Raw genomic sequence first — 22447 nt, forward strand, 5'->3', positions numbered from 1 at the left:
GGCTTGAGGGTCACCCGTCCCTCGCCGTCGGCGGTGGGGCGTGTCCTCCGTCAGCTCACGAAGGTTCCCGGGTATGTCTGCCGAATCGGTCTTCCCGCAGCTCGAAGCTCTGCTCCCGCATGTGCAGAAGCCGATCCAGTACGTGGGTGGAGAGCTGAACTCCACCGTGAAGAAGTGGGACGAGTGTGACGTCCGCTGGGCGCTCATGTATCCCGACGCGTACGAGGTCGGCCTGCCCAACCAGGGCGTCATGATCCTCTACGAGGTGCTCAACGAGCGCGAGGGCGTGCTCGCCGAGCGCACCTACAGCGTCTGGCCCGACCTCGAGGAGCTGATGCGCGAGCACGACGTGCCGCAGTTCACCGTGGACAGCCACCGGCCGGTCAGCGCGTTCGACGTCTTCGGCCTGAGCTTCTCCACCGAGCTGGGCTACACCAACATGCTCACCGCGCTCGACCTCGCGGGCATCCCGCTGGAGGCCGCGCGGCGCACCGAGGACCACCCCGTCGTCGTCGCCGGTGGACACGCGGCGTTCAACCCGGAGCCGATCGCCGACTTCATCGACTGCGCGGTCATCGGCGACGGCGAGCAGGCCGTCCTGGAGATCACCGAGATCGTCCGTGGCTGGAAGGCCGAGGGCCGCCCCGGGGGTCGCGAGGAGCTGCTGCTGCGTCTCGCCAGGACCGGCGGGGTCTACGTGCCCGGCTTCTACGACGTCGAGTACCTGCCCGACGGGCGCATCGGCCGCGTCGTGCCCAACCGGTCCGGCGTGCCGTGGCGGGTCTCCAAGCACACGGTCATGGACCTGGACGAGTGGCCCTACCCCAAGCAGCCGCTGGTCCCGCTCGCCGAGACGGTGCACGAGCGGATGTCGGTCGAGATCTTCCGCGGCTGCACCCGCGGCTGCCGGTTCTGCCAGGCGGGCATGATCACCCGCCCGGTGCGCGAGCGCAGCATCACCGGCATCGGCGAGATGGTCGAGAAGGGCCTGAAGGCCACCGGCTTCGAGGAGGTCGGCCTCCTGTCGCTGTCCTCGGCCGACCACACCGAGATCGGCGACATCGCCAAGGGCCTCGCCGACCGGTACGAAGAGGACAAGATCGGCCTGTCGCTGCCCTCCACCCGGGTGGACGCGTTCAACATCGACCTGGCCAACGAGCTGACCCGCAACGGCCGCCGCTCGGGCCTGACGTTCGCGCCCGAGGGTGGCTCGGAGCGCATCCGCAAGGTCATCAACAAGATGGTCTCGGAGGAGGACCTGATCCGCACCGTCGCCACGGCGTACGGCAACGGCTGGCGGCAGGTGAAGCTGTACTTCATGTGCGGGCTGCCCACCGAGACCGACGAGGACGTGCTCCAGATCGGCGACATGGCGGTCAACGTGATCGCCAAGGGCCGCGAGGTCTCCAGGTCCAACGACATCCGCTGCACCGTCTCCATCGGCGGCTTCGTGCCCAAGCCGCACACGCCCTTCCAGTGGGCGCCGCAGCTCTCCGTCGAGGAGACCGACGCGCGCCTGGAGAAGCTGCGCGACAAGATCCGCGGCGACAAGAAGTACGGCCGCTCCATCGGCTTCCGCTACCACGACGGCAAGCCCGGCATCGTCGAGGGCCTGCTCTCGCGCGGCGACCGGCGGGTGGGCGCGGTCATCCGCGCGGTGTACGAGGACGGCGGCCGGTTCGACGGCTGGCGCGAGCACTTCTCGTACGAGCGCTGGATGCGCTGCGCCGAGAAGACGCTGCCGGACTTCGGCGTGGACGTGGACTGGTACACCACGCGCGAGCGCACCTACGAGGAGGTGCTGCCCTGGGACCACCTGGACTCCGGCCTGGACAAGGACTGGCTCTGGGAGGACTGGCAGGACGCGCTCGACGAGACCGAGGTCGAGGACTGCCGCTGGACGCCGTGCTTCGACTGCGGGGTCTGCCCCCAGATGGACACCAGTATTCAGATCGGCCCCACGGGCAAGAAGTTGCTGCCGCTGACCGTCGTCGGGGGCGGCGGCAACTAGGGCGGCGGTAACGGGGGCCGCGCCGGTCAGCCCCGCGCCGCCCGGCCCCACAGCCCCGTCCACCCCGAGGTCAGTCGGGGTGGACGGGGCTGTGGTGTGCGCTCGCGCGGCCCGGGTAGGCTCCCGCACCGGGCTACGGGGAGGGCCGGTGCATGAAGCCGCTGGAGGCGGGTGATCCGCGGTCGGTGGGGGGTTACGAACTGCTCGGGCGGCTCGGCAGCGGCGGCATGGGCGTGGTCTTCCTCGGCCGGGCCGCCACCGGACACATCGCCGCCCTCAAGGTGGCGCGCGCCGAGTTGGCCGACGACCAGGAGTTCCGGCGCCGCTTCGCCCGCGAGGTGGACGCCGCCCGCCGGGTCGACGCCCGCTTCACGGCCGCCGTCCTGGACGCCGACCCGCACGCGCCCCGGCCCTGGCTGGCCACCGAGTACATCGCCGGCGTCCCGATCACCACGGCCATAGCCGACCGCGGTCCGCTGCCGGAGGACGCGCTGCGCGCCCTGCTGGCCGGGACCGCCCGGGCCCTTGAGGCCATCCACGCCGTCGGCCTCACCCACCGGGACCTCAAGCCGTCGAACATACTGCTCGCCGACGACGGCCCCCGCGTCATCGACTTCGGCATCGTCCGCTCCACCGAGCACACCCAGATCACCCGCACCGGCGAACTCTCGGGCAGCCCCGGCTACATGGCGCCCGAACAGGTGCGCGGCGACGCCGTCGGGCCGCACACCGACGTCTACGCGCTGGGCGCGACCCTCGTCTACGCGGCCACCGGCCGCGGCCCGTACGGCGAGGGCGACGTGTTCGCGATGGTCTACCGGACCGTCGAGCAGGACCCGGACCTGTCCGGCGTGCCCGTCGCGCTGCGGCCGACGCTCGCCCGCTGCCTGGCCAAGAACCCGGCCGAGCGGCCCACGGTGGCCCACCTGCGCGCGGAGTTCGCGGTGCCCGACACGGTGCGCGAACGCCGCTGGCTGCCGTCCGACATCAGCGCCACCCTCGCGTCCCCGCCCACCGCCCGACCCGCGCCGCCGGGCGCGGCCCTGCCCGTGGGGCCCGCCGCCCCGCCGCCGGCCGCCACGCCCGGGTTCGGCCCGGCCGCCTACGGGACGCTGCCCCCGCCGCCGATACCCCCGGCCCCGACCCCGACATCGGCGCAGCCCACGGGCGTGCCCGGCGCGCGGCGTACCGCCTCCCGGCGGGCCCTGCTGGTGGCGGTCGCGGGCGGCGGCGCCACGGTGGCCGTCGGCGGGGCGCTCGCCGTCTGGCGCGGCCTCGGCGGCGACGCCGACGACGGGGCGAAGGGCCACCGGCCGACGCGCGACCCCAGCGGGGCCGGGGCCGGGGACCGGGCGGGCGAGCACCCGACGCCGAGCGAGCCGGCCGGCCACGACGAGGCGTCGACCGGGCCCAGCACACGGGCCCCGCACGGGAGCGGGGACGGGCGGCTGCCCGAGATCGTCGCCGGCACCGCGTTCGGCGAGAAGCCCACGATGGCCGCGCCGACCGGAGACCCACCGAGCGGGCTCGTGGTCGAGATGCTGATCGAGGGCAGCGGTCGCGCCGCGGACAAGGGCAGCAGCATCTCCGTCCACTACGTCATGCAGGTCTGGGGCGAGAGCCGGATCGTTGAGACCTCCCACGCGCGCGGCCGACCCGACACCTTCTTCATCGGCACCGGCCAGGTGATCAAGGGCTGGGACGAGGCACTGGTCGGCAAGCGGGCCGGTAGCCGCGTCCAACTCGCGGTGCCACCGGAGAAGGCGTACGGCGCCAAGGGCCTGCCGTCGGAGGGGATCAAGGGCACGGACACGCTGCTGTTCGTGGTGGACCTGATGAGCGTCCCGGCCACCAGCGACGACCGCTGACCCGCGGGGCCCGCCCCCGGTGTCGAGGCAGGTCGGAGCGGGCTTCCGGACGGGCCGCCAACCCCCGGGGAGCACTCCGGGCGCGGGCGACGCGTACCCTAGGGAGAAGGTCCCTGCGCCGACCACCGCTGTGCGGCGGGGCGCTGGACCGGACGACACGGGCAGGCGACAGCCGGTGCGGCCCCCACTGCGCGCGGGCTGACGACCTGGCCGGCCCTACGCAAGGAGACGTCACCCTGGGCAAGCGACAGCCCGAAGGCCCACCGCCCGCTCCCGCGGTGCAGCGCATCCGACTGCGCTACACCAAGCGCGGTCGCCTCCGGTTCACCAGCCACCGTGATTTCCAGCGCGCCTTCGAGCGGGCCCTGCGCCGCGCCGAGGTGCCCATGGCGTACTCGGCGGGCTTCACCCCGCACCCCAAGGTGTCGTACGCCAACGCCGCGCCCACGGGCACCGGCAGCGAGGCCGAGTACCTGGAGATCCAGCTCGCCGAGCGACGCGACCCGGACGAGCTCCGGACGCTGCTCAACACCTCGCTCCCGGACGGCCTCGACGTCACCGACGCGGTGGAGGCCACCACGTCGGGACTGGCCGACCGGCTCCAGGCGTCCGTGTGGGAGCTACGGCTCGACGGGGTGGAACACGCCGCGGCCGAGCGCGCCGTCGCGGCCTTCCTCGCGGCGGAGACCGTGGAGGTGCAACGGCGCACGAAAAACGGGTTGCGCAGCTTCGACGCCCGTGGAGCGGTCGTTGGACTGGAAGCGCTCCCAGGTCAGGCCGATAGGCCGGGCAATGGTGGCTGTGCGATACTGCGCCTGGTTGTTCGGCATGTGACACCTGCCGTGCGACCCGACGACGTCCTGTCCGGTCTCCGCGCTACGGCCGACCTGGCGCCGCCGGTCCCCGCTGCGGTGACCAGGCTGGCGCAGGGGCTGCTCGATGAGGAGTCCGACACGGTGACCGATCCGCTCGCACCCGACCGCGAGGCAGTCCAGGCCGCCCCACCCACGGCGCCGGAATGACCGCCGTACCGGGGGCAACGCCCGCTCGCGGGGGAGCGCCGGAGGGTCCCGGCTAGGGATGGTCGTCGACGCGCCGCCGCTTCACGGGCATCCGCCCGGCCGCGGCAGGCGCACTGACCAGGAGACTTTCGCCGGTGCCCAAGAACGGGACCCGGCGAGCGAGACAACAGCTCCCGTGCGGCGCCCGCGCCCCGGATGGCGGTACCGCGCACATCACGCGGTGCCGCGGCCGGAATCAGGCGCGGCGCCCGGGAGCGTGACGGGAGAACCGCCCGCATGCTCGAACCAATTGAGCCCCACGAATCAACGCAGGCCCAGCAGGTGGCCGAATCGGCCGACCGGCCCGGCGCCGAGGGCCCGCTGGGGGACAGCCCCAGCGGCACCCTGCCGCCGCGCCGCCGGCGCCGCGCCGCCTCCCGGCCCGCCGGCCCCCCGGTCGCGAAGGCCGGCACCGCCGCGCTGAGCGGCGATGACGCGGCGTCCACGGAGTTGGCGTCGACCGCCCCGGCCGCCGCCTCCGTCGCCGCCATCGCGGCCTCCGGCGCCGCCGACGAGCCGCGCGCCACCGCCGCCGACGCCCCCGCCTCCGACACCGGTGAGGCCGGCGACGCGGAGGCCGCCCCGCGCGGCCGTACCCGCCGCCGGGCCACCCGCAAGGCCACCGCCCCGGCCGGCGCGCCCGCCGCCACCGAGGCCGCCGCCCAGCCCGAGCCGGTCGCCGCTGCCGCCCCCGCCGCGACCACCGCCGGCGCCGACGAGGCCGCCGCCGAGGAGTCCGCGCCGCGCGCCCGCAGCCGCCGCCGCGCGACCCGCAAGGCCACCGCACCGGCCGGCGCCCCGCAGCGCGCCGCCGACGAGGCGCCCGCGGACGAGGAAGAGGAGGAGCCGGTGGCCGAGCAGGCCCCGGCCGCCACCCTCGCGCAGCCCGAGCCCGCCGCTGTCGCCCCCGCCGCGACCACCGTCGACGCCGACGCTGACGAGGCCGCCGAGGAGTCCGCGCCGCGCGCCCGCAGCCGTCGCCGCGCGACCCGTAAGGCCACCGCCCCGGCCGGCCCCGCGCAGGGCGTCGAGACGCCCGCCGCCGAGGTGGCCGCCGACCACGCCGCCGCCCCGGAGCCGGCCGCCGAAGCCGGGTCCGAGACCGCCACCGAGGCCGTCGCCGAGCCGGCGGCGGAGGCCGAGCCGGCGCCGAGGTCGCGCACCCGGCGCCGCGCCGTGCGCAGGACGGCCACCGCCGAGCCGCAGGAGACGGCCGCCGACGAGCGGGAGGCCGCGGCGGAGCCCGCGCCCGCGACGCGGCGCACCCGCCAGCGGACCGCCAGCGAGCCGGCCGCACCCGCCGCGAGCACCCCGGAGGCCGCGGCCGAGGCGCGGGCCGCCGAGACCGCCAGCGCCACCCCGACCCAGGAGCCGGTGCGGGGGCGGCGGCGCGCCGTGCGCCCGCCGACCGCCGTCTTCCAGGCGCCGGTGTTCGCCGAGCCGATGTTCCAGACCCCGGAGACCGCGGCGGCAGCCGCCGCGGCGGCCGGACGACAGGACGACGCGTACGAGGAGGAGGAGCCCGCCGCGGAGCGGGCCACCACCAGCAGCCGGCGTCGCCGCCGGCGCCGGGCCGTCGAGGACGAGCCGGCCGCCGAGCGCGCCGTGACCGAGACCCAGGCCCCGAGCGAGGCCGGCCAGCCCGCGACCGAGCCGGCCGACGAGGCGGACGATGCGCTCGCCGACGGCGCCGCCGAGCCGGAGCACGACGCGGAGGCCGAGGACGAGGGCGGCGACCGCCCCTCGCGCCGTCGCCGTCGCGGTGGCCGCCGCCGTCGCCGGGGCGAGGCGCTCGACGCCGAGGGCGCCGACGAGCACGCCGATGGTGAGCGAGCCGACCAGCCCGAGCAGGCCGAGCACGCGGAGCAGGCTTCCGCGCCCGAGCCCGCCGACGAGGAGCAGCACGCCGAGGACGGCGAGCCCGGCGAGGACGACGCGACGGGCGGCGGCTCCAGCAGCAGCCGGCGTCGTCGGCGTCGGCGCCGGCGCAGCGGTGACGGCGCGGACGCCACCGGCGGGGACGACCCGGAGCGTACGGTCGTCAAGATCCGCGAGCCGCGCGAGCGGCGCGCCAAGGACGTCGAGCCCTCCGACGAGGTGCAGTCCATCAAGGGCTCCACGCGCCTTGAGGCCAAGAAGCAGCGCCGCCGCGAGGGCCGCGAGCAGGGCCGGCGTCGGGTGCCGATCATCACCGAGGCGGAGTTCCTGGCGCGCCGCGAGGCCGTCGAGCGCGTGATGGTCGTCCGGCAGAGCGGCGAGCGCACCCAGATCGGCGTGCTGGAGGACAACGTCCTCGTCGAGCACTTCGTGAACAAGGAGCAGGCCACCAGCTACGTCGGCAACGTGTACCTGGGCAAGGTGCAGAACGTGCTGCCGTCGATGGAGGCCGCGTTCGTCGACATCGGCAAGGGCCGCAACGCGGTCCTGTACGCCGGTGAGGTCAACTTCGAGGCGCTCGGCATGGGCCACGGCCCGCGCCGCATCGAGACCGCGCTCAAGTCCGGCCAGTCCGTCCTCGTCCAGGTCACCAAGGACCCGATCGGCCACAAGGGCGCCCGGCTGACCAGCCAGGTCTCACTGCCCGGCCGCTACCTGGTGTACGTGCCCGAGGGCTCGATGACCGGCATCAGCCGCAAGCTCCCGGACACCGAGCGGGCGCGGCTGAAGCAGATCCTCAAGAAGATCGTCCCCGAGGACGCGGGCGTCATCGTGCGCACCGCGGCCGAGGGCGCGAGCGAGGACGAGCTGACCCGCGACGTCGCCCGCCTGCAGGCGCAGTGGGAGGAGATCCAGCAGAAGGCGAAGAGCGGCGGCAGCTCGCACGCCCCCACGCTGCTCTACGGCGAGCCGGACATGACCGTCCGCGTCGTGCGCGACATCTTCAACGAGGACTTCTCCAAGGTCATCGTCAGCGGTGACGGCGCGTGGGAGACCATCCACGGGTACGTCTCGCACGTCGCGCCCGACCTCGCCGACCGGCTCCAGAAGTGGACGTCGGACGTGGACGTGTTCGCCACGTACCGCATCGACGAGCAGCTCATGAAGGCGCTCGACCGCAAGGTCTGGCTGCCCAGCGGCGGCTCGCTGGTGATCGACCGGACCGAGGCGATGGTCGTGGTCGACGTCAACACCGGCAAGTTCACCGGCCAGGGCGGCAACCTGGAGGAGACGGTCACCAGGAACAACCTGGAGGCGGCCGAGGAGATCGTGCGCCAGCTCCGGCTGCGCGACCTCGGCGGCATCATCGTGATCGACTTCATCGACATGGTCCTGGAGTCCAACCGGGACCTGGTGCTGCGTCGCCTCCTGGAGTGCCTGGGCCGCGACCGTACGAAGCACCAGGTGGCCGAGGTGACCTCGCTGGGCCTGGTGCAGATGACCCGCAAGCGCGTCGGGCAGGGGCTCCTGGAGTCCTTCTCCGAGTCGTGCGTGCACTGCAACGGGCGCGGCGTCCTGGTCCACATGGACCAGCCGACCTCCGCCGGTGGCGGGGGTGGCGGCAAGCGCGGCAAGAAGAAGAAGGGTGGCGCCGACCAGCACGAGCACGTCCACGCGCCGGCCGAGGCCGAGCGCCCGGCGACCCAGCCCGAGCCGGCCGAGACCGCCCCGATCCCGGTCCCGGCTCCGGTGGCGGAGCCCGTCGAGCCGGCCGCCGCCGAGGCGGAGGAGGAGTGGTTCGGCAGCGCCGCCGAGGCGCAGGCCGCCGCCGAGTCGGGACGCGGTTCGGCCGCCTCGCGACGCGGTCGCCGGCGCGCCAGCCGCAAGGCGTCGGCCCCCGCGGGCTCGCCCCGGCAGGCCGAGGTGAGCGTGGAGGAGCAGGTCGCCCCGGCCACCGCCGAGGCCCCGGCCCCGGCCGTCGCCCCGGCCCCGGCGGAGCCGACCCCGGCTGCCGCCGAGCCGGTCGCCGAGCCGACCCCGGAGCCGGCCGCACAGCCGACCCCGGAGCCGGCCGCACAGCCGACCCCGGAGCCGGCCGCCCCGGCCGCCGAGCCGGCCGCGCCGCCGCGCGCTCGCCGTCGGGTGACGCGCAAGGTCACCGCGCCGGCCGGGTCGCCGGCCGACGCGGAGGCGGCCGTGGTCGTGGTCGGCCCGTCCGGCACGGACCGCGCCGCGGACCAGGCGCCGGCCGAGCCCGTGGCGGAGCCGGTGACCGCCGGTACGCCGGAGCCGGTCGCCGCCCCCGACGCGCTGGTCGAGGCGGCGGAGGAGGAGGCCGCGTCGGAGGAGGCGGCCCCGGCGGCGAAGAAGGCCGCCAGGAAGGCGCCGGCCAAGAAGACCGCGGCCAAGAAGGCCACCGCGAAGAAGGCGCCCGCCAAGAAGGCCCCGGCCAGGAAGGCGGCGGCCAAGAAGGCGGAGCCCGAGGCGGCGGTGTCCGACGCGGCGGTGTCCGACGCGGCCGAGGACGCGGCGGCCCCGGAGGCGGACGAGCCGACGGCCGCCAAGAAGGCCACCGCGAAGAAGACGGCCGCCAAGAAGGCCACGGCCAGCAAGGCAGCCGCCAAGAAGGCCCCGGCCAAGAAGGCGGCGACCAAGAAGGCCACCGCCAAGAAGACGGCCACCAAGAAGACCGCCGCGGCGGAGCAGTCGCCCGCCTCGGCCGTGTCGGCCACCACGGAGGACTGACCGCCCCGCGCGGCAAGGCCCACCGAGCGCCGCTCCCCGGACCCGTCACGGGCCCGGGGAGCGGCGCGTCGGGGGCTCCGTGCGCCTGCCCAGCGGGTCCCGTACGAGTGGTCCCTTACGGGCGATCCCGTACGAGTCGGCTCACGCGGGGGAGCGGGCGGCGGCGTGGGGCGGCCCGCTGTGGTGGGTGTGGCCCGTGGTACGGCCGGTGTCGCAGCGGGGCCGGTTTGACCCTGCGGCGCGACACGCCGTAATCTTGACCGTCGGCGTCTGTACGCCAAACCCCTGAGCAACTCCCTTCCGACGCGGGCCCTCGGGCTCCTCGGTAGAGGCCGCTCGTCCACTCGGATCTCATGAGCCTTCGGCCCATGTGAGCGGCTGGCATCAGGGGTCCCGTTTACTAGCGAGAGAGCGAGATCCGCGTGTACGCCATCGTGCGCAGCGGTGGTCGGCAGCACAAGGTTGCTGTCGGCGACATCGTTGAGGTTGACAAGATTTCCACCGCCAATGTTGGCGACACGGTAGAGCTCTCTACCCTGCTCGTTGTCGACGGCGACGCGGTCACCAGCGACCCGTGGGTGCTGGCCGGGATCAAGGTGCAGGCCGAGGTCGTGGACCACCACAAGGGCGCGAAGATCGACATTCTTCGCTACAAGAACAAGACCGGCTACCGGCGTCGTCAGGGCCACCGCCAGCAGTACACGGCGATCAAGGTCACCGGCATCCCGACGGCCGCGAAGTAAGGGACTGAGGAGAGATGGCACACAAGAAGGGCGCATCGTCCACTCGGAACGGTCGCGACTCCAACGCTCAGCGGCTCGGCGTGAAGCGCTTCGGCGGTCAGGTCGTGAACGCCGGTGAGATCCTGGTCCGCCAGCGTGGCACCCACTTCCACCCGGGCTCCGGCGTCGGGCGCGGCGGTGACGACACCCTGTTCGCGCTGAACGCCGGCGCGGTGGAGTTCGGCACCTTCCGCGGCCGCAAGGTCGTGAACATCGTTCCGGTCGCCTGATCACCCTGATCACGGCGGACCGCGCGTAACGGTTCTTTCGCGGAGGCGGACCTCCCTTCTCGTACGGACTCCGACGGAGTCCCGATGCGGGAAGAGGGTCCGCCTTTCGCGTGTTGTCCCACCAGGCAGCACGCAGTAGACATCTTTGTATGCAGGTAACTGGAGGCACATCCCATGACCACCTTCGTGGACCGCGTCGAACTCCATGTCGCCGCGGGTAACGGAGGCCACGGCTGCGCCTCCGTGCATCGCGAGAAGTTCAAGCCGCTCGGCGGGCCCGACGGCGGCAACGGCGGACGCGGCGGTGACGTGATCCTGGTCGTCGAGCAGTCGGTCACGACGCTGCTCGACTACCACCACTCGCCGCACCGCAAGGCCACCAACGGCAAGCCCGGCGAGGGCGGCAACCGCTCCGGCAAGGACGGCGGCGACCTCGTGCTGCCCGTGCCCGACGGCACCGTCGTGCTCGACAAGAACGGCGAGGTGCTGGCCGACCTGGTCGGCCAGGGCACCACGTACGTGGCCGCGCAGGGCGGCCGGGGCGGCCTGGGGAACGCGGCGCTGGCCTCCGCGCGACGCAAGGCCCCCGGCTTCGCGCTGCTCGGCGAGCCCGGGCACGCCGGGGACGTGGTCCTGGAGCTGAAGACCGTCGCCGACGTGGCGCTGGTCGGCTACCCGAGCGCGGGCAAGTCGTCCCTGATCTCCGTGCTGTCGGCCGCCAAGCCCAAGATCGCCGACTACCCGTTCACCACCCTGGTGCCCAACCTCGGCGTGGTGACCGCCGGCGCCACCGTCTACACGATCGCCGACGTGCCCGGCCTGATCCCGGGCGCGAGCCAGGGCCGCGGCCTGGGCCTCGAGTTCCTGCGTCACGTGGAGCGCTGCTCGGTCCTGGTGCACGTGCTGGACACGGCCACGCTGGAGTCCGAGCGCGACCCGCTGAGCGACCTGGACACCATCGAGGCCGAGCTGGCCGCGTACGGCGGCCTGGAGAACCGGCCGCGGCTCGTCGTCCTCAACAAGGTCGACATCCCCGACGGCAAGGACCTCGCCGACATCATCCGGCCCGACCTGGAGGCCCGCGGCTACCCGGTGTACGAGGTCTCCGCGGTCTCGCGGACGGGCCTGAAGGAGCTGTCCTTCGCGCTCGCGGGCATCGTCGCCGAGGCCCGTGCGGCCAAGCCCAAGGAGGAGGCCACGCGGATCGTCATCCGGCCCAAGGCCGTGGACGACGCCGGCTTCACGGTCACCGCCGAGGGCGACGACCTGTTCCGGGTGCGCGGCGAGAAGCCGGAGCGCTGGGTGCACCAGACGGACTTCAACAACGACGAGGCCGTCGGCTACCTGGCCGACCGGCTCAACCGGCTCGGCGTGGAGGACGCGCTGCTGAAGGCGGGCGCCCGGGCCGGCGTCGGGGTCGCCATCGGCGCGGACGAGAACGCCGTCGTCTTCGACTGGGAGCCGACCATGGCCGCGGGCGCGGAGATGCTCGGCCGCCGTGGCGAGGACCACCGTCTTGAGGCCCCCCGGCCGGCCGCTCAGCGCCGCCGGGACCGCGACGCGGCCCGGGACGAGGCGGACCAGGAGTTCGACCAGTTCAAGCCCTTCTGAGCGGGCGGGAGCCGCGCGCTCCCGGTCGGCTCAGCCGAAAGGCCCTGAGAAGCAGCCTGCTTCTCAGGGCCTTTCGCGTGTTCGGCGCGGTCGCCGCGCCCCCGCCGGCCGGGCCGTGACCCGGCCGGCGGGTGGCCGGGGTCAGACCCCGGCGGTGGTGTCGCTGCTGGCGCCGTCGGACTCGCTCGGCGCCGGGTCGAGGGCCGGCAGGCCGTCGTCCGCGTCGGCCGCCAGGGCCGCGGCGGCGTCGCCGTCCGTGGGCTGCGCGGCGCGCGCCGCCACCCGGGCCCGGCGGGCGTCGGCCTCGGCGCACAGGGCCTGGGCCGCCTGGTTGAAGCGCACGATCGACGGCGGGTCGGACGGGCCGAGCAGGTGCACCTTGAGCGCGGCGCGCTCGGCGGCGTACGGGTCGCGCTCCGGGTGGCGTACCGCGTCGAGGAGCGCCGGCACGCCGTCCGCCTCCGGGGTGAGGATCGCCGCGGCGCGCACGGTCGGGAACCCGGCCCGGAACTCCTCCTCGGACAGCCCGCTGGTGTTGGCCACGGCGTACGGCTTCTCGCTGCTCAGGTAGTCCGAGACCACGCTGGAGACGTCGGAGATCAGCAGGTCGGCGTGGTTGAAGCAGGAGAAGATCGCCGGTCGCGGGCCGGTGATGACCTGGTGCTCCCACTCCGGCAGCGAGGCCCAGAAGGCGTCCTCCCAGGCGGCGACGGCGGCGTCCACCGCGGCGGCCCGGTCGCTGTCCGGGGCGCCCTGGAGCAGCATCCGCTCCAGTTCGTCGCTGTCGCGCCGGAAGGAGGTCGTGGTCACGCTCTGCAGGGCCTCGGTGCGCCGCGCCAGCTCGGCCGCCGCCTCCGGGCCCGGCCGCGCGCCGGAGCGGCGGGTGTTGGCCTCGGCGATCATCGCCTTGATGCGCTCGTTGGCCAGGCCCGCGCGCGGGTCGACGGAGCCCGTCATCGGGTGCGGCTTGTAGAGCAGGCGCACGCCGGGGTCGGCCAGCAGCGCGCGGACGATGTTCTCGCCGGCGAGGATGACCGAGGTGTTGCCCGGGTTGCCGTCCCAGCCCTCCCACGTGGGGGCGTACAGCACCTGCGTGTACGCGCCGGTGGGGGCGCCGGCGTACGGGGCGATCGGGGCGAGCTGCGGGCGGCCGACCTCGACCACGTCCCGGTCGTCCACGCCGATGTCGGCGAGCTGGTAGCGCTCGCGGGCGGCCGGCCCGGCCACCCACACCTCGTCGTACGCCTTCGCGTACGGGTTGCAACTGGAGAGCTTGTCGCTCTCGCCGTGGTTGGTGAACGCGTGCTTGATCGAGGGGATGCGCAGCACCTGCGAGGTCTTGCCGGAGTTCGCCGGGTGCAGCAGCACCTTGAGCGTGCTGTGTTCGAGCCGCATCAGGTGGACGACCTTGGGGATGCACACGATCGGGATGTCCGTGGCGTCGATCTTCTGCACCATGAACCGCTCGCGGAGCACGATGATCGGGTTGCCGTCGAGCGCGGCGAGCGTGGAGAGCCACATGTTCGCCTGGTACGCGGACGAGGTGCCGCCCGAGAAGTACATGCCGACCGTGGGCTGGTACTCGGCCAGCCACTGGTCCAGCCACTCCAGGGCCTGCTGCTCGCCCACGGCCCGCTTGCGCGGCAGCAGCCAGGTGCTCAGCCAGGCGACGCTGCCGAGCGAGAGGGCGAGCGCGATGCCGAGGCCGGCCCAGCCCCAGGCGGCGTCCTCGGTGGCCGCGGTGGCGAGCAGGCCGGCGGTGGCCGGCACGGCGAAGCGCAGCAGCCGGCGGGCGGGCTGGCGGGCCAGCAGGCGCGGCGGCGCGGCGGTCAGGTGCAGGGCGCTCGCGTCGATGTTGCGGGTCACGAACGGCAGCAGCCGCCGGCGCTTGATGAGGATCGCGATCGCCTGGCAGGCGAAGTGCGCGATGTAGAAGACGAGCAGTCCCACGGTGAGCGGCGCCTGCTCGTGCGTGGGGTCGACGCCTTCGACCCGGAGCAGCCCGACCATGATCAGCATGTCGCGCAGCAACTGCCGGACCGTGGCGTCGAAGCGGACCTTGCTCAACAGCGACAGCAGACCCGGCTGCTTGTGCTGGAGATACAGGTCGAGGGCGAGCCCCGCCGCGGACGCGCCGATGAAGAGCGGCACGTTGGGGATCAGGGCGCCGATGAGCTGAGTGGTGAAGAACACCATCATCGCGAGCAGTGCCGCCAACTGGACGAGTCGGCGGGGGGCGATTCCGGCAGAGGGCACGGGGTGGGCTCCTGGCAGAGGAGAGCGACGGAAACGAGGGGAACGAGCAAAACGGCCACACGTTGGCCGACCGTTCCACGCGCCGTCACCTGAGCGACAGCGTCTGGATACGGTTTGACCACCGACGGTATGCCGTGGCCAGGCCCGGTGACAATCCGCTGCGGGGACGAGAGCCGCGAACTAGGGCAATTGCCTGGTGTTCGACGGATGATCGAGCCACGCCACCCGCCCGCGCGCGCGTCGGCCCACGCCCGGCCCCCGCCCCGAGACCGGCCGCCCCCTCACCGTAGGACGCCCGCCCCCGCGCGGCGAACGGACGGCGGAGCCGGCCGGCGCGGACCCACGGCGGAGTGGCCGAAAGCGGCGCCCGGGTCGTGCCTCCGGGTCCGACGGGAGCCGGGCCCCGGCGGGATCCGAGCCGCAGCGGGAGCTGGTGCGCGGCGGCAGCCAGTGACCGGCCGGCGGCCGGCGGCGCGGGCGAGGGCGTGATCCCGCGGGCGGGGCGTACGCGCGGCGCCACCCGGTCGAGCGAAGCGGCCCGGCGCGGCGGCGGTGCGCGGGCCGTCCGGCTGGCGAACGCCCGCCCGGCCGAACCGCCCGCTGCCGTACATTGCCCACGAACGTGGGCAGCGATGAGTGCGGTACGGAGGGGCAGGTGGCAACGGCCGTGGCAAGCCAGGACGGCTCGGCGCGAGCGGGCGCGCGCACGTCGGCGGGCGATCAGGCGGGGGCGAGCCCGGCGGGCGGCGAGGCGCGCGACGAGGTGACCTCCGCGCGCCGGATCGTCGTCAAGGTCGGCTCCTCGTCGCTGACCACCGCGGCGGGCGGGCTCGACGCCGACCGGGTGGACGCGCTGGTGGACGTGTTGGCCGCCGCGCACGGCGAGCGCCGCGAGATCGTGCTGGTCTCCTCCGGCGCCATCGCGGCCGGCCTCGCGCCGCTCGGCCTCGACCGCCGCCCCCGCGACCTGGCCCGCCAACAGGCCGCCGCCAGCGTGGGCCAGGGCCTGCTGGTGGCCCGCTACACCGCCTCCTTCGCGCGGTACGGGCGACGGGTCGGCCAGGTGCTGCTGACCAGCGACGACACCAGCCGCCGCGCCCACTACCGGAACGCCTACCGGACCCTGGACCAGCTCCTGGCCATGGGCGCGATCCCGGTGGTGAACGAGAACGACACGGTGGCCACCGACGAGATCCGGTTCGGCGACAACGACCGGCTCGCCGCGCTCGTCGCCCACCTGGTCCGCGCCGACCTGCTCGTGCTGCTCTCGGACGTGGACGGGCTCTACGACGGCGACCCGAGCACCCCCGGCACCTCCCGGATCGCGGAGGTCGCCGGCCCCGCCGACCTGGAGGGCGTCTCCATCGGCAGCGCGGGCCGGGCCGGCGTGGGCACCGGCGGCATGGTGACCAAGGTGGAGGCCGCCCGGATCGCCGCGGCGGCCGGCGTGCCGGTCGTGCTCACCTCGGCGAGCCGGGCGGCCGACGCGCTGCTCGGCCGGCCCACCGGCACCTTCTTCCACCGCACCGGCCGCCGCTCCACCGGCCGCCTGTTGTGGCTGGCCCACGCCTCCGCGCCGCGCGGGGCGCTGGTGCTGGACGAGGGGGCGGTGCGGGCCGTGGTCGACCGGCGCACCTCGCTGCTGCCGGCCGGCATCAGCGCCGTGGAGGGCGAGTTCACGGCGGGCGACCCGGTCGAGCTGCGGGACGCCACGGGCCGCCCGGTGGCCCGTGGTCTCGTCAACTTCGACGCCCGGGAGATGCCCAAGCTGATCGGCCGCTCGACCCGGGACCTGGCGCGCGAGCTGGGCCCGACGTACGAGCGCGAGGTCGTGCACCGCGACGATCTGGTCGTGCTGGCCCCCTGACGGGCGTCACCGGCGCACTGTGAGGCGAAGCGAACCGAAGGGAAAGCGACAAAAGAGCCACCTTTCGCCGAGGACCTTCCGTAAAACCGCCACATCACCCGCCGCGGGCTGGTCAACTTTGTTGAACGGGGCCGCACGGGGAAGGCGGTCTCCCAGCGAGCACCACAGGGCTTCGCTCGGGGGCGAGCGGAGCGGCGAGCAACAGGAGGCCGCCGGTGAGACGAGGGCGCCCAGTGGCGCAGTCCCGGGGCGGGGGAGCCTCCCCAACCCGTCGGACGATGACCGAGGAACGCAGACTGACCAGCGTGAACACGGGGGAGCAGCACGCGGGCGAGGCCACGGAGGCCGGCGCGACGGCGGCGGACGGACAGGCCCCGCGAGAGCGCGAGACCACCAGGATGTGGCACATCACGCTGAGCGTCTCCGGTCCCGTGGTCCCGCTGCCCGAGGTGCGGCAGGCCCTGGAACAACTGGCGCACGACCACCCCTTCCTGCTGACCAGCCGGTACGCGGGCGACCACGCGGAGATCCGCTACTGGGAGGAGGCCCGCGACCTGCACGACGCGGCGGCGCTCGCGCTGCGCCTGTGGGGCGAGCACCGCTCGACGGCGAAGCTGCCGCCCTGGGAGATCGTCGGGCTTGAGGTCATTGACCGTGGGACGTACCACCACCGCATCACCCAGGGGCACGGCCTGACCCCGACGACGCCGGTGGGCGTGCACCCGTACTAGGCCACCCCGGGCCCCTGGGAGCCGTCGCCGACCCGGGCGGGAGTCGCCCGGGCGGGAGTCGCCGGGGTGGCGAGGGCGGCGGGCGGGCGCGGGGCGGGCGGGCGTTTCGTAGGGCGAGATGGCCCGGGGCCCGCGCGGCGGCGCCGCTAGGCTGCCGCGCATGAGCAGCAGCGAATCCGCACCGTCCCCCGTCGTCCAGTCCGCCCACCGGGCCCGCGAGGCCGCCGCCACGCTGGCGCCACTGCCGCGCGCGGCCAAGGACGCGGCGCTGCTCGCGATCGCCGACGCGCTGGACGCCCGGGCCACCGAGATCATCGAGGCCAACGCCGAGGACGTGGAGCGGGCCCGCGCGGCCGGCACCTCCGACGCCCTCGTGGACCGGCTGACGCTGACCCCCCAGCGGGTGGCCGCCGTCGCCTCCGACGTACGGGACGTGGTGACGCTGCCCGACCCGGTGGGCGAGGTGGTGCGCGGCTCCACCCTGCCGAACGGCATCGACCTGCGACAGGTCCGGGTGCCGCTCGGGGTGGTCGGCATCATCTACGAGGCCCGGCCCAACGTGACCGTGGACGCCGCCGCGCTGTGCCTCAAGTCCGGCAACGCGGTGCTGCTGCGCGGCTCGTCGTCGGCGTACCGCTCCAACACCGCGCTCGTCGCGGTGGTGCGCGACGCCGTCGCCTCGGCCGGGCTGCCCGCGGACGTGGTGCAGTTGGTGCCGGGCGAGGGCCGGGAGGCGGTCGGCGAGTTGATGCGGGCGCGCGGCCTGGTGGACGTGCTCATTCCGCGCGGCGGCGCCTCGCTGATCCGCACCGTCGTGGAACAGTCCACGGTGCCGGTCATCGAGACCGGTACCGGCAACTGCCACGTGTACGTGGACGCGGAGGCCGACCTCGACACGGCCGTGGAGATCCTGCTGAACTCCAAGGCCCAGCGGCCCAGCGTGTGCAACGCCGCCGAGACCCTCCTGGTGCACCAGGACATCGCGGAGGCGTTCCTGCCGCGGGCGCTGGACGCGCTCGCCAAGGCCGGCGTGACGGTGCACGGCGACGCGGCGGTACGCGCGGCGGCCGAGCGCGCCGGGTCCGCGGCCACCGTGACGGAGGCCACCGACGAGGACTGGGCCACCGAGTACCTCTCGTACGACATCGCGGCCGGCGTCGTGCCCTCGCTCGACGCCGCGATCGCGCACATCCGCCGCTGGTCCTCCGGGCACACCGAGGCGATCGTGACCACCGCGCAGGCCGCGGCCCGCCGGTTCACGCAGTTGGTGGATTCCACGACGGTGGCCGTCAACGCCTCGACCCGGTTCACCGACGGTAGCCAGTTCGGGTTCGGCGCCGAGATCGGCATCTCCACCCAGAAGCTGCACGCCCGTGGGCCGATGGGGCTGCCGGAGCTGACCTCGACCAAGTACATCGTCACCGGCGACGGACACGTACGGTAACCGCCTCCGGATCCCGGTCCGGCCGTGCGCCAGGGCCGGGGCCGCGGCGGCCCGGGGGCGGGGGCGCGGCCGTCGCGCGGCCGGGCCGCCACCCGAACGGCTCCGGACGGAATACCCCGGACTTTCCGTCCGCCCTGCCCAAATCGACCTCCCAGGGCTAACCTGGACGCGTGCCGGACGACGTGGGGGGCAAGCCGTTCCCGGACGGCGACGAGCCCGACGACCACCACCACGGGGCTGCCGAACTGGGTCCGACCTCGCCCTCGGCGGGCGAGGGGGACGCGTTCGCCTCCGTGGTCTTCGACGAGGACTTCGTGCGGTCCGCCGAAGTCCATGAACCCTCCGCCGTCGAGCGGATGCTGGCCGCCGCCCAGGCGCGCGCGGAGGCCGAGGCGACCCGCGGCGGACGCCGCGGCGCCCGCGACGACGATCCCTACGACGAGGGGTACGGGCCGGACGGGGAGTTCGGCCACGACCCCGACGACCCGCGCCACGACGGCCGGTACGGATACGGCCACGCGGGTGACCCCGACGCGGACGAGGAGTTCGGCCCGTACGGCGAGTACGGCGACGCGGGCCGCCCCTACCGCGGCCACGCGCACTGGCAGCGCCCGGTGGCCTGGGTGTTGGCCGTCCTGATGGGCATCGGGGTGGTGGCCATGGCCTTCACCGCCGTCTACCGGGGCGCGTCCGGGGGCGGCAACCGCCAGGACCCCAGCCCGCCGCCGGCCAGCTCGGAGGTGGACGGCGCGCCGGGCGCGCCCGGCGACGAGTCGGAGGGGTCCTACTCCGAGACGGTGCGGCGGGGTTCGGGCACCCGACTCCTGGACCTCGACCCGCCCGACGTACGCGACGCGCGCGACGCACCCGCCCTCCCGAACCCGCCGATCGCCTCTCCCGGACCCACCGCCTCCGCCGACGCCGTCGAATCCGCCCACCCCACTCCGCCACCGGCCGCCGTCGCACCCCGACTCCCGTGACCGCGTGCGCTTCCGTCCGAACTTGTCATGGCCGCGGGACGTTTATCCACCGCCCCGCCGGCCTACTCTGGTGATATGACCGGGCCTGGAGACCCTCCCGAGGGGACACCTGAGAGCGCCCCGGGAGGCGGTGACGACGAGTACCGCTCCGTCGTCTTCGACGAATCGTTCGTCCGCGCCGCCCCCCTGCAAGAGTTCTCCGCCCAGGAGCGCATCGGCGACCACACGCCGGCCGTGCGCAGCCGGGGCGGCCCCCGCCGGCGCGAGCGCGGCTCGCCGCAGCAGGCCGTCATCCTGGTCCTGCTCATCGCCGTCGCCTTCGCCACCGCCGTCTACATGGGCATCCAACGCCCGTACCAGAAGCCCACGACGCGCGCCGCCGAGCCGCTGCGCAGCACGCTGGTGCCGCTCACCCCGCGCGGCGAGGTGCCCGGCGGCGCCGCGGCCGACCTGTACGCGAGCAGCCCGGCGCGGAAGTTCCGCATCGGGGCCGAGGGCATCACGCTGCCCGCGGTGGAGCGCACCGCGCACTTCTCCGACGACCAGGTGCGGGAGGCGCTCGGCACGGCCAAGGAGTTCCTGGTGCACTCCGCGCTCGACGCGGACACGCTGGCCGGCGGCGACGCCCGCGCGGTCCGGATGCTGATCGACCCGGACCAGCTCGGCCAGTTCGACGAGAGCCTGTCCCGCCCCGCCGACGACGGGCGGCACGCGGCCACCGGCTGGGTGATGCGCTTCGACCCGGAGCGCGTCTCGCTGGCCAAGGAGCCGGTGCGGGTGCGGGGGAGCATGCGGGTGACCGAGGTGAACTCCACGGCCCTGGAGGTCGTCGCCGACCACACGTACGTGTACGCCGTACGCCGCGCCGCGGCGCACGCCCCGCGCACGGACTCCCCGGCCACCGGCGCGGCCGGCACCGGGGACGGCCGGGGCCTGGCAGAGCCGGTCACCGTGCCGGGCACCGGGCCGCACTCGCTGTTCACGGTGCGGCGCGAGGCCCGGCTCCGCTTCGACCGGGAGGACCTGCGCGACCACCACGTGGAGGTCGTGGAGAGCGCCCTACAGGCCGGGCCGCAGGCGTGCGCGACGGACGCCGCGACCTACCTCCAGCCGCTCTTCGCCGGGCAGCGCGCGCCAGCGGACGCCTCGGCCGGTACGAACCCGTACGCGACCGGGCGCCCCACCGACTCGCTGTGCGGCGTGCTGGCGCCGGACGCCCAGCCGTCTGGCACGGGCCGCCGCTAGCCCGGCGCTGGTTCGGCGGAGGCCCGTGCGGGGTCCCGGGCGGGCCGTCGCGGGGCCCGTGGAGCCCCGGCGCGGGCCCGCCGGGGCCGCGCGCTCGCGACGGCGCCTAGCGGGTCGCGTCGCCGCCCGTCGGGCCGGGGCCGCCGTCGCCCGTGGGGCCGTCGCCGTTTCCGTCGCCCGCCGGGCCGCTGCCGCCCGCCGGGCCGTCGCCGGTCGGGCCGCTGCCGCCGGTGGGTCCCTCGCCGCCGGCCGGGCCGCCGGCGTCGGAGCCGCCGCCCCGGCCGCCGCCGGTGAACCTGTCGCGCAGCTTGCCGCCGAGGTCGCCGGCGCCGCCCGCGATGTCCCGGACCAGGCCCATCAGCGGGTCCTTGCTGCTGCGCACGGTGTCCGCGTAGTGGCTCGCCGACTCCCTGAACGACTCGCTGACCGAGGTGTCCTTGTCCTCGTCCCGACGCGGGTAGTGGCCGTCCATGATCCGCTGGTAGTCGCGGCTGGCCGCCCACTTCTTCAGCTCGGCCGCCCGCACGGTGGCGAACGGGTGGGTGCGGGGCAGCACGTTGAGGATCTTCAGCACGGAGTCGCGCAGGTCGCCGCTGGCCTCGTACTCCTCGGCCTGCTCCAGGAACGCGTCCACGTTCATCTCGTGCAGGTGGTTGCCGCCCGCCAGCTTCATCAGGCCGCGCATCGACGCCCTGAGGTCCTGGCCGACGAGCAGCCCGGCCCGGTCCGCCGACAGCTCCGACTTGCGGAACCACTCGCGCAGCGCCGTCACGATCGCCATCACCGCGATGTTGCCGAGCGGGATCCAGGCGACCTTCGTCGCGAAGTTGGTGAGGAACAGCAGGATCGTGCGGTACACGGCGTGCCCCGACAGGGCGTGCCCCACCTCGTGGCCGATGACCGCCCGCATCTCCTCCTCGTCGAGGAGTTCTACCAGGCCGGTGGTCAGCACGATGATCGGCTCGTCGAGCCCGATGCACATGGCGTTCGGGTTCGGATCCTGCTGGACGTACATCAGCGGGACCCGCTCCAGGTCCAGCAGGTAACAGGCGTCCCGCAGCATGTCGTTGAGGTGCGCGAACTGGCGGTCGCTCACCCGCACCGAGTCGGACAGGAACAGCAGGCGCAGGCTGCGCTCGGGGAGCAGGCCGCTGAGTGTCTTGAAGACGGTGTCGAACCCGCTCAACTTCCGCAGCGCCACCAGCGCGGACCGGTCGGCGGGGTGCTCGTAGGCGCGGGAGGAGATCCCGGGGAATCGCCTGCGCTCGCGGCTCGGTACGTGCTCGTGCCCGTGAGTGTTGCTGTCGCTCATCGTGCCCCCTCGTGTGACTGCCGGTCGTGGCCCCTGACGCCCCTTGGCCCCACCCCACCCTAGGACGTGCGGATGACGTGGCTACCGTGGAGTGATGCACTACCTCACTGGCCTGCACGACGTCGTCCTCGCCGTCCCCACCCCCACCGCGACCCCCGGCGGCCGTGGCTCGCACGGCGGCGGCGCGGGGCCCGTCCTGCGCACGGTGATCGTCGTCGGGGTGGTGGGCGCCGTCCTCCTCGCCTGGTTCCTGCTGCGCGGCTACCGGGGACAGGGCGGGCAGGACTGAGCCCCCGTCGGACCCCGCCCCGGGCCTGCCAGTCGACAAGACGTGCGGAGTCGGCGTGAGGTTGCGTGAGGTCGCCGCATACGATGTGCCGGAAGTCTTCTGCCCGACCCTCCCCGAGCCGCGTGGCCTGGGGACCG

15 protein-coding genes are annotated in these 22447 nt (G+C 74.6%); 13 read left to right on the forward strand and 2 right to left on the reverse strand.

Going from position 1 to position 22447, the window contains the following annotated elements; genetic code table 11:
* Positions 1-73: 73 nt before the first annotated feature.
* The 7 genes from AC3CHW_RS24705 (at position 74) to obgE (ending at position 12186) form a co-directional block, all read left to right on the forward strand.
* Positions 74-2011, forward strand: a complete 1938-nt coding sequence (locus tag AC3CHW_RS24705; RefSeq protein WP_187060907.1) for a TIGR03960 family B12-binding radical SAM protein — start codon at positions 74-76, stop codon at positions 2009-2011.
* A gap of 152 nt (positions 2012-2163) precedes the next feature.
* The gene (locus tag AC3CHW_RS24710) at positions 2164-3879 is read left to right on the forward strand and encodes a protein kinase domain-containing protein (protein ID WP_488467944.1); all 1716 of its coding nucleotides are present in this window, start codon (positions 2164-2166) and stop codon (positions 3877-3879) included.
* A gap of 278 nt (positions 3880-4157) precedes the next feature.
* Entirely contained in the window at positions 4158-4901 is a 744-nt protein-coding gene (locus tag AC3CHW_RS24715) for a TIGR03936 family radical SAM-associated protein (RefSeq protein ID WP_277322292.1), read from the forward strand.
* Positions 4902-5177: 276 nt separating this feature from the next.
* The gene (locus tag AC3CHW_RS24720) at positions 5178-9563 is read left to right on the forward strand and encodes an Rne/Rng family ribonuclease (RefSeq protein ID WP_488467945.1); all 4386 of its coding nucleotides are present in this window, start codon (positions 5178-5180) and stop codon (positions 9561-9563) included.
* A 422-nt stretch (positions 9564-9985) separates the two neighbouring features.
* Entirely contained in the window at positions 9986-10306 is a 321-nt protein-coding gene (gene rplU / locus AC3CHW_RS24725) for a 50S ribosomal protein L21 (protein WP_176161587.1), read from the forward strand.
* A gap of 14 nt (positions 10307-10320) precedes the next feature.
* Entirely contained in the window at positions 10321-10575 is a 255-nt protein-coding gene (rpmA, locus tag AC3CHW_RS24730) for a 50S ribosomal protein L27 (RefSeq protein ID WP_176161586.1), read from the forward strand.
* A 174-nt stretch (positions 10576-10749) separates the two neighbouring features.
* Complete coding sequence (obgE, locus tag AC3CHW_RS24735) at positions 10750-12186, forward strand: GTPase ObgE (protein ID WP_176161585.1); 1437 nt, start codon at positions 10750-10752, stop codon at positions 12184-12186.
* Between the two features lie 141 nt (positions 12187-12327).
* Here the strand turns inward: obgE and AC3CHW_RS24740 are convergent, their stop codons facing one another.
* Complete coding sequence (locus AC3CHW_RS24740; RefSeq protein ID WP_488467946.1) at positions 12328-14442, reverse strand: hypothetical protein; 2115 nt, start codon at positions 14440-14442, stop codon at positions 12328-12330.
* A 763-nt stretch (positions 14443-15205) separates the two neighbouring features.
* Here AC3CHW_RS24740 and proB point away from each other — a divergent pair.
* The 5 genes from proB to AC3CHW_RS24765 all read left to right on the forward strand — a co-directional run bounded on the left by proB (position 15206) and on the right by AC3CHW_RS24765 (position 20709).
* Positions 15206-16309, forward strand: a complete 1104-nt coding sequence (gene proB, locus AC3CHW_RS24745) for a glutamate 5-kinase (protein WP_176166040.1) — start codon at positions 15206-15208, stop codon at positions 16307-16309.
* A 215-nt stretch (positions 16310-16524) separates the two neighbouring features.
* Positions 16525-17040 carry a hypothetical protein gene (locus AC3CHW_RS24750; RefSeq protein ID WP_176161583.1) on the forward strand — a complete coding sequence of 172 codons (516 nt, stop codon included), beginning with the start codon at positions 16525-16527 and terminating at the stop codon, positions 17038-17040.
* A 160-nt stretch (positions 17041-17200) separates the two neighbouring features.
* Complete coding sequence (locus AC3CHW_RS24755) at positions 17201-18484, forward strand: glutamate-5-semialdehyde dehydrogenase (protein WP_488467947.1); 1284 nt, start codon at positions 17201-17203, stop codon at positions 18482-18484.
* 170 nt (positions 18485-18654) lie between these two features.
* Positions 18655-19464, forward strand: coding sequence for an SCO2584 family spore wall biosynthesis protein (locus tag AC3CHW_RS24760; protein WP_398607230.1), 810 nt, complete (start codon positions 18655-18657; stop codon positions 19462-19464).
* 75 nt (positions 19465-19539) lie between these two features.
* Complete coding sequence (locus tag AC3CHW_RS24765) at positions 19540-20709, forward strand: SCO2583 family membrane protein (protein WP_488467948.1); 1170 nt, start codon at positions 19540-19542, stop codon at positions 20707-20709.
* Between the two features lie 106 nt (positions 20710-20815).
* On the opposite strand, the gene AC3CHW_RS24770 is transcribed toward AC3CHW_RS24765, so the two are convergent.
* The gene (locus tag AC3CHW_RS24770; RefSeq protein WP_488467949.1) at positions 20816-22021 is read right to left on the reverse strand and encodes a M48 family metallopeptidase; all 1206 of its coding nucleotides are present in this window, start codon (positions 22019-22021) and stop codon (positions 20816-20818) included.
* Positions 22022-22115: 94 nt separating this feature from the next.
* On the opposite strand from AC3CHW_RS24770, the gene AC3CHW_RS24775 reads away from it, so the two are divergent.
* Positions 22116-22310 (forward strand): hypothetical protein, encoded by a 195-nt coding sequence (locus AC3CHW_RS24775; RefSeq protein ID WP_398607227.1) that lies wholly within the window; start codon positions 22116-22118, stop codon positions 22308-22310.
* The last annotated feature ends 137 nt before the right edge of the window (positions 22311-22447 follow it).

Source organism: Streptomyces sp. MGP-BFMKR1, from assembly GCF_057766585.1.

Coding starts and splice junctions, on each gene's coding strand:
- AC3CHW_RS24770 (WP_488467949.1), bottom strand. CDS start 22,021: ATGAGCGACAGCAACACTCACGGGCACGAGCACGTACCGAGCCGCGAG.
- AC3CHW_RS24755 (WP_488467947.1), top strand. CDS start 17,201: ATGAGCAGCAGCGAATCCGCACCGTCCCCCGTCGTCCAGTCCGCCCAC.
- AC3CHW_RS24705 (WP_187060907.1), top strand. CDS start 74: ATGTCTGCCGAATCGGTCTTCCCGCAGCTCGAAGCTCTGCTCCCGCAT.
- AC3CHW_RS24720 (WP_488467945.1), top strand. CDS start 5,178: ATGCTCGAACCAATTGAGCCCCACGAATCAACGCAGGCCCAGCAGGTG.
- AC3CHW_RS24775 (WP_398607227.1), top strand. CDS start 22,116: ATGCACTACCTCACTGGCCTGCACGACGTCGTCCTCGCCGTCCCCACC.
- rpmA (WP_176161586.1), top strand. CDS start 10,321: ATGGCACACAAGAAGGGCGCATCGTCCACTCGGAACGGTCGCGACTCC.
- AC3CHW_RS24765 (WP_488467948.1), top strand. CDS start 19,540: ATGACCGGGCCTGGAGACCCTCCCGAGGGGACACCTGAGAGCGCCCCG.
- obgE (WP_176161585.1), top strand. CDS start 10,750: ATGACCACCTTCGTGGACCGCGTCGAACTCCATGTCGCCGCGGGTAAC.
- AC3CHW_RS24710 (WP_488467944.1), top strand. CDS start 2,164: ATGAAGCCGCTGGAGGCGGGTGATCCGCGGTCGGTGGGGGGTTACGAA.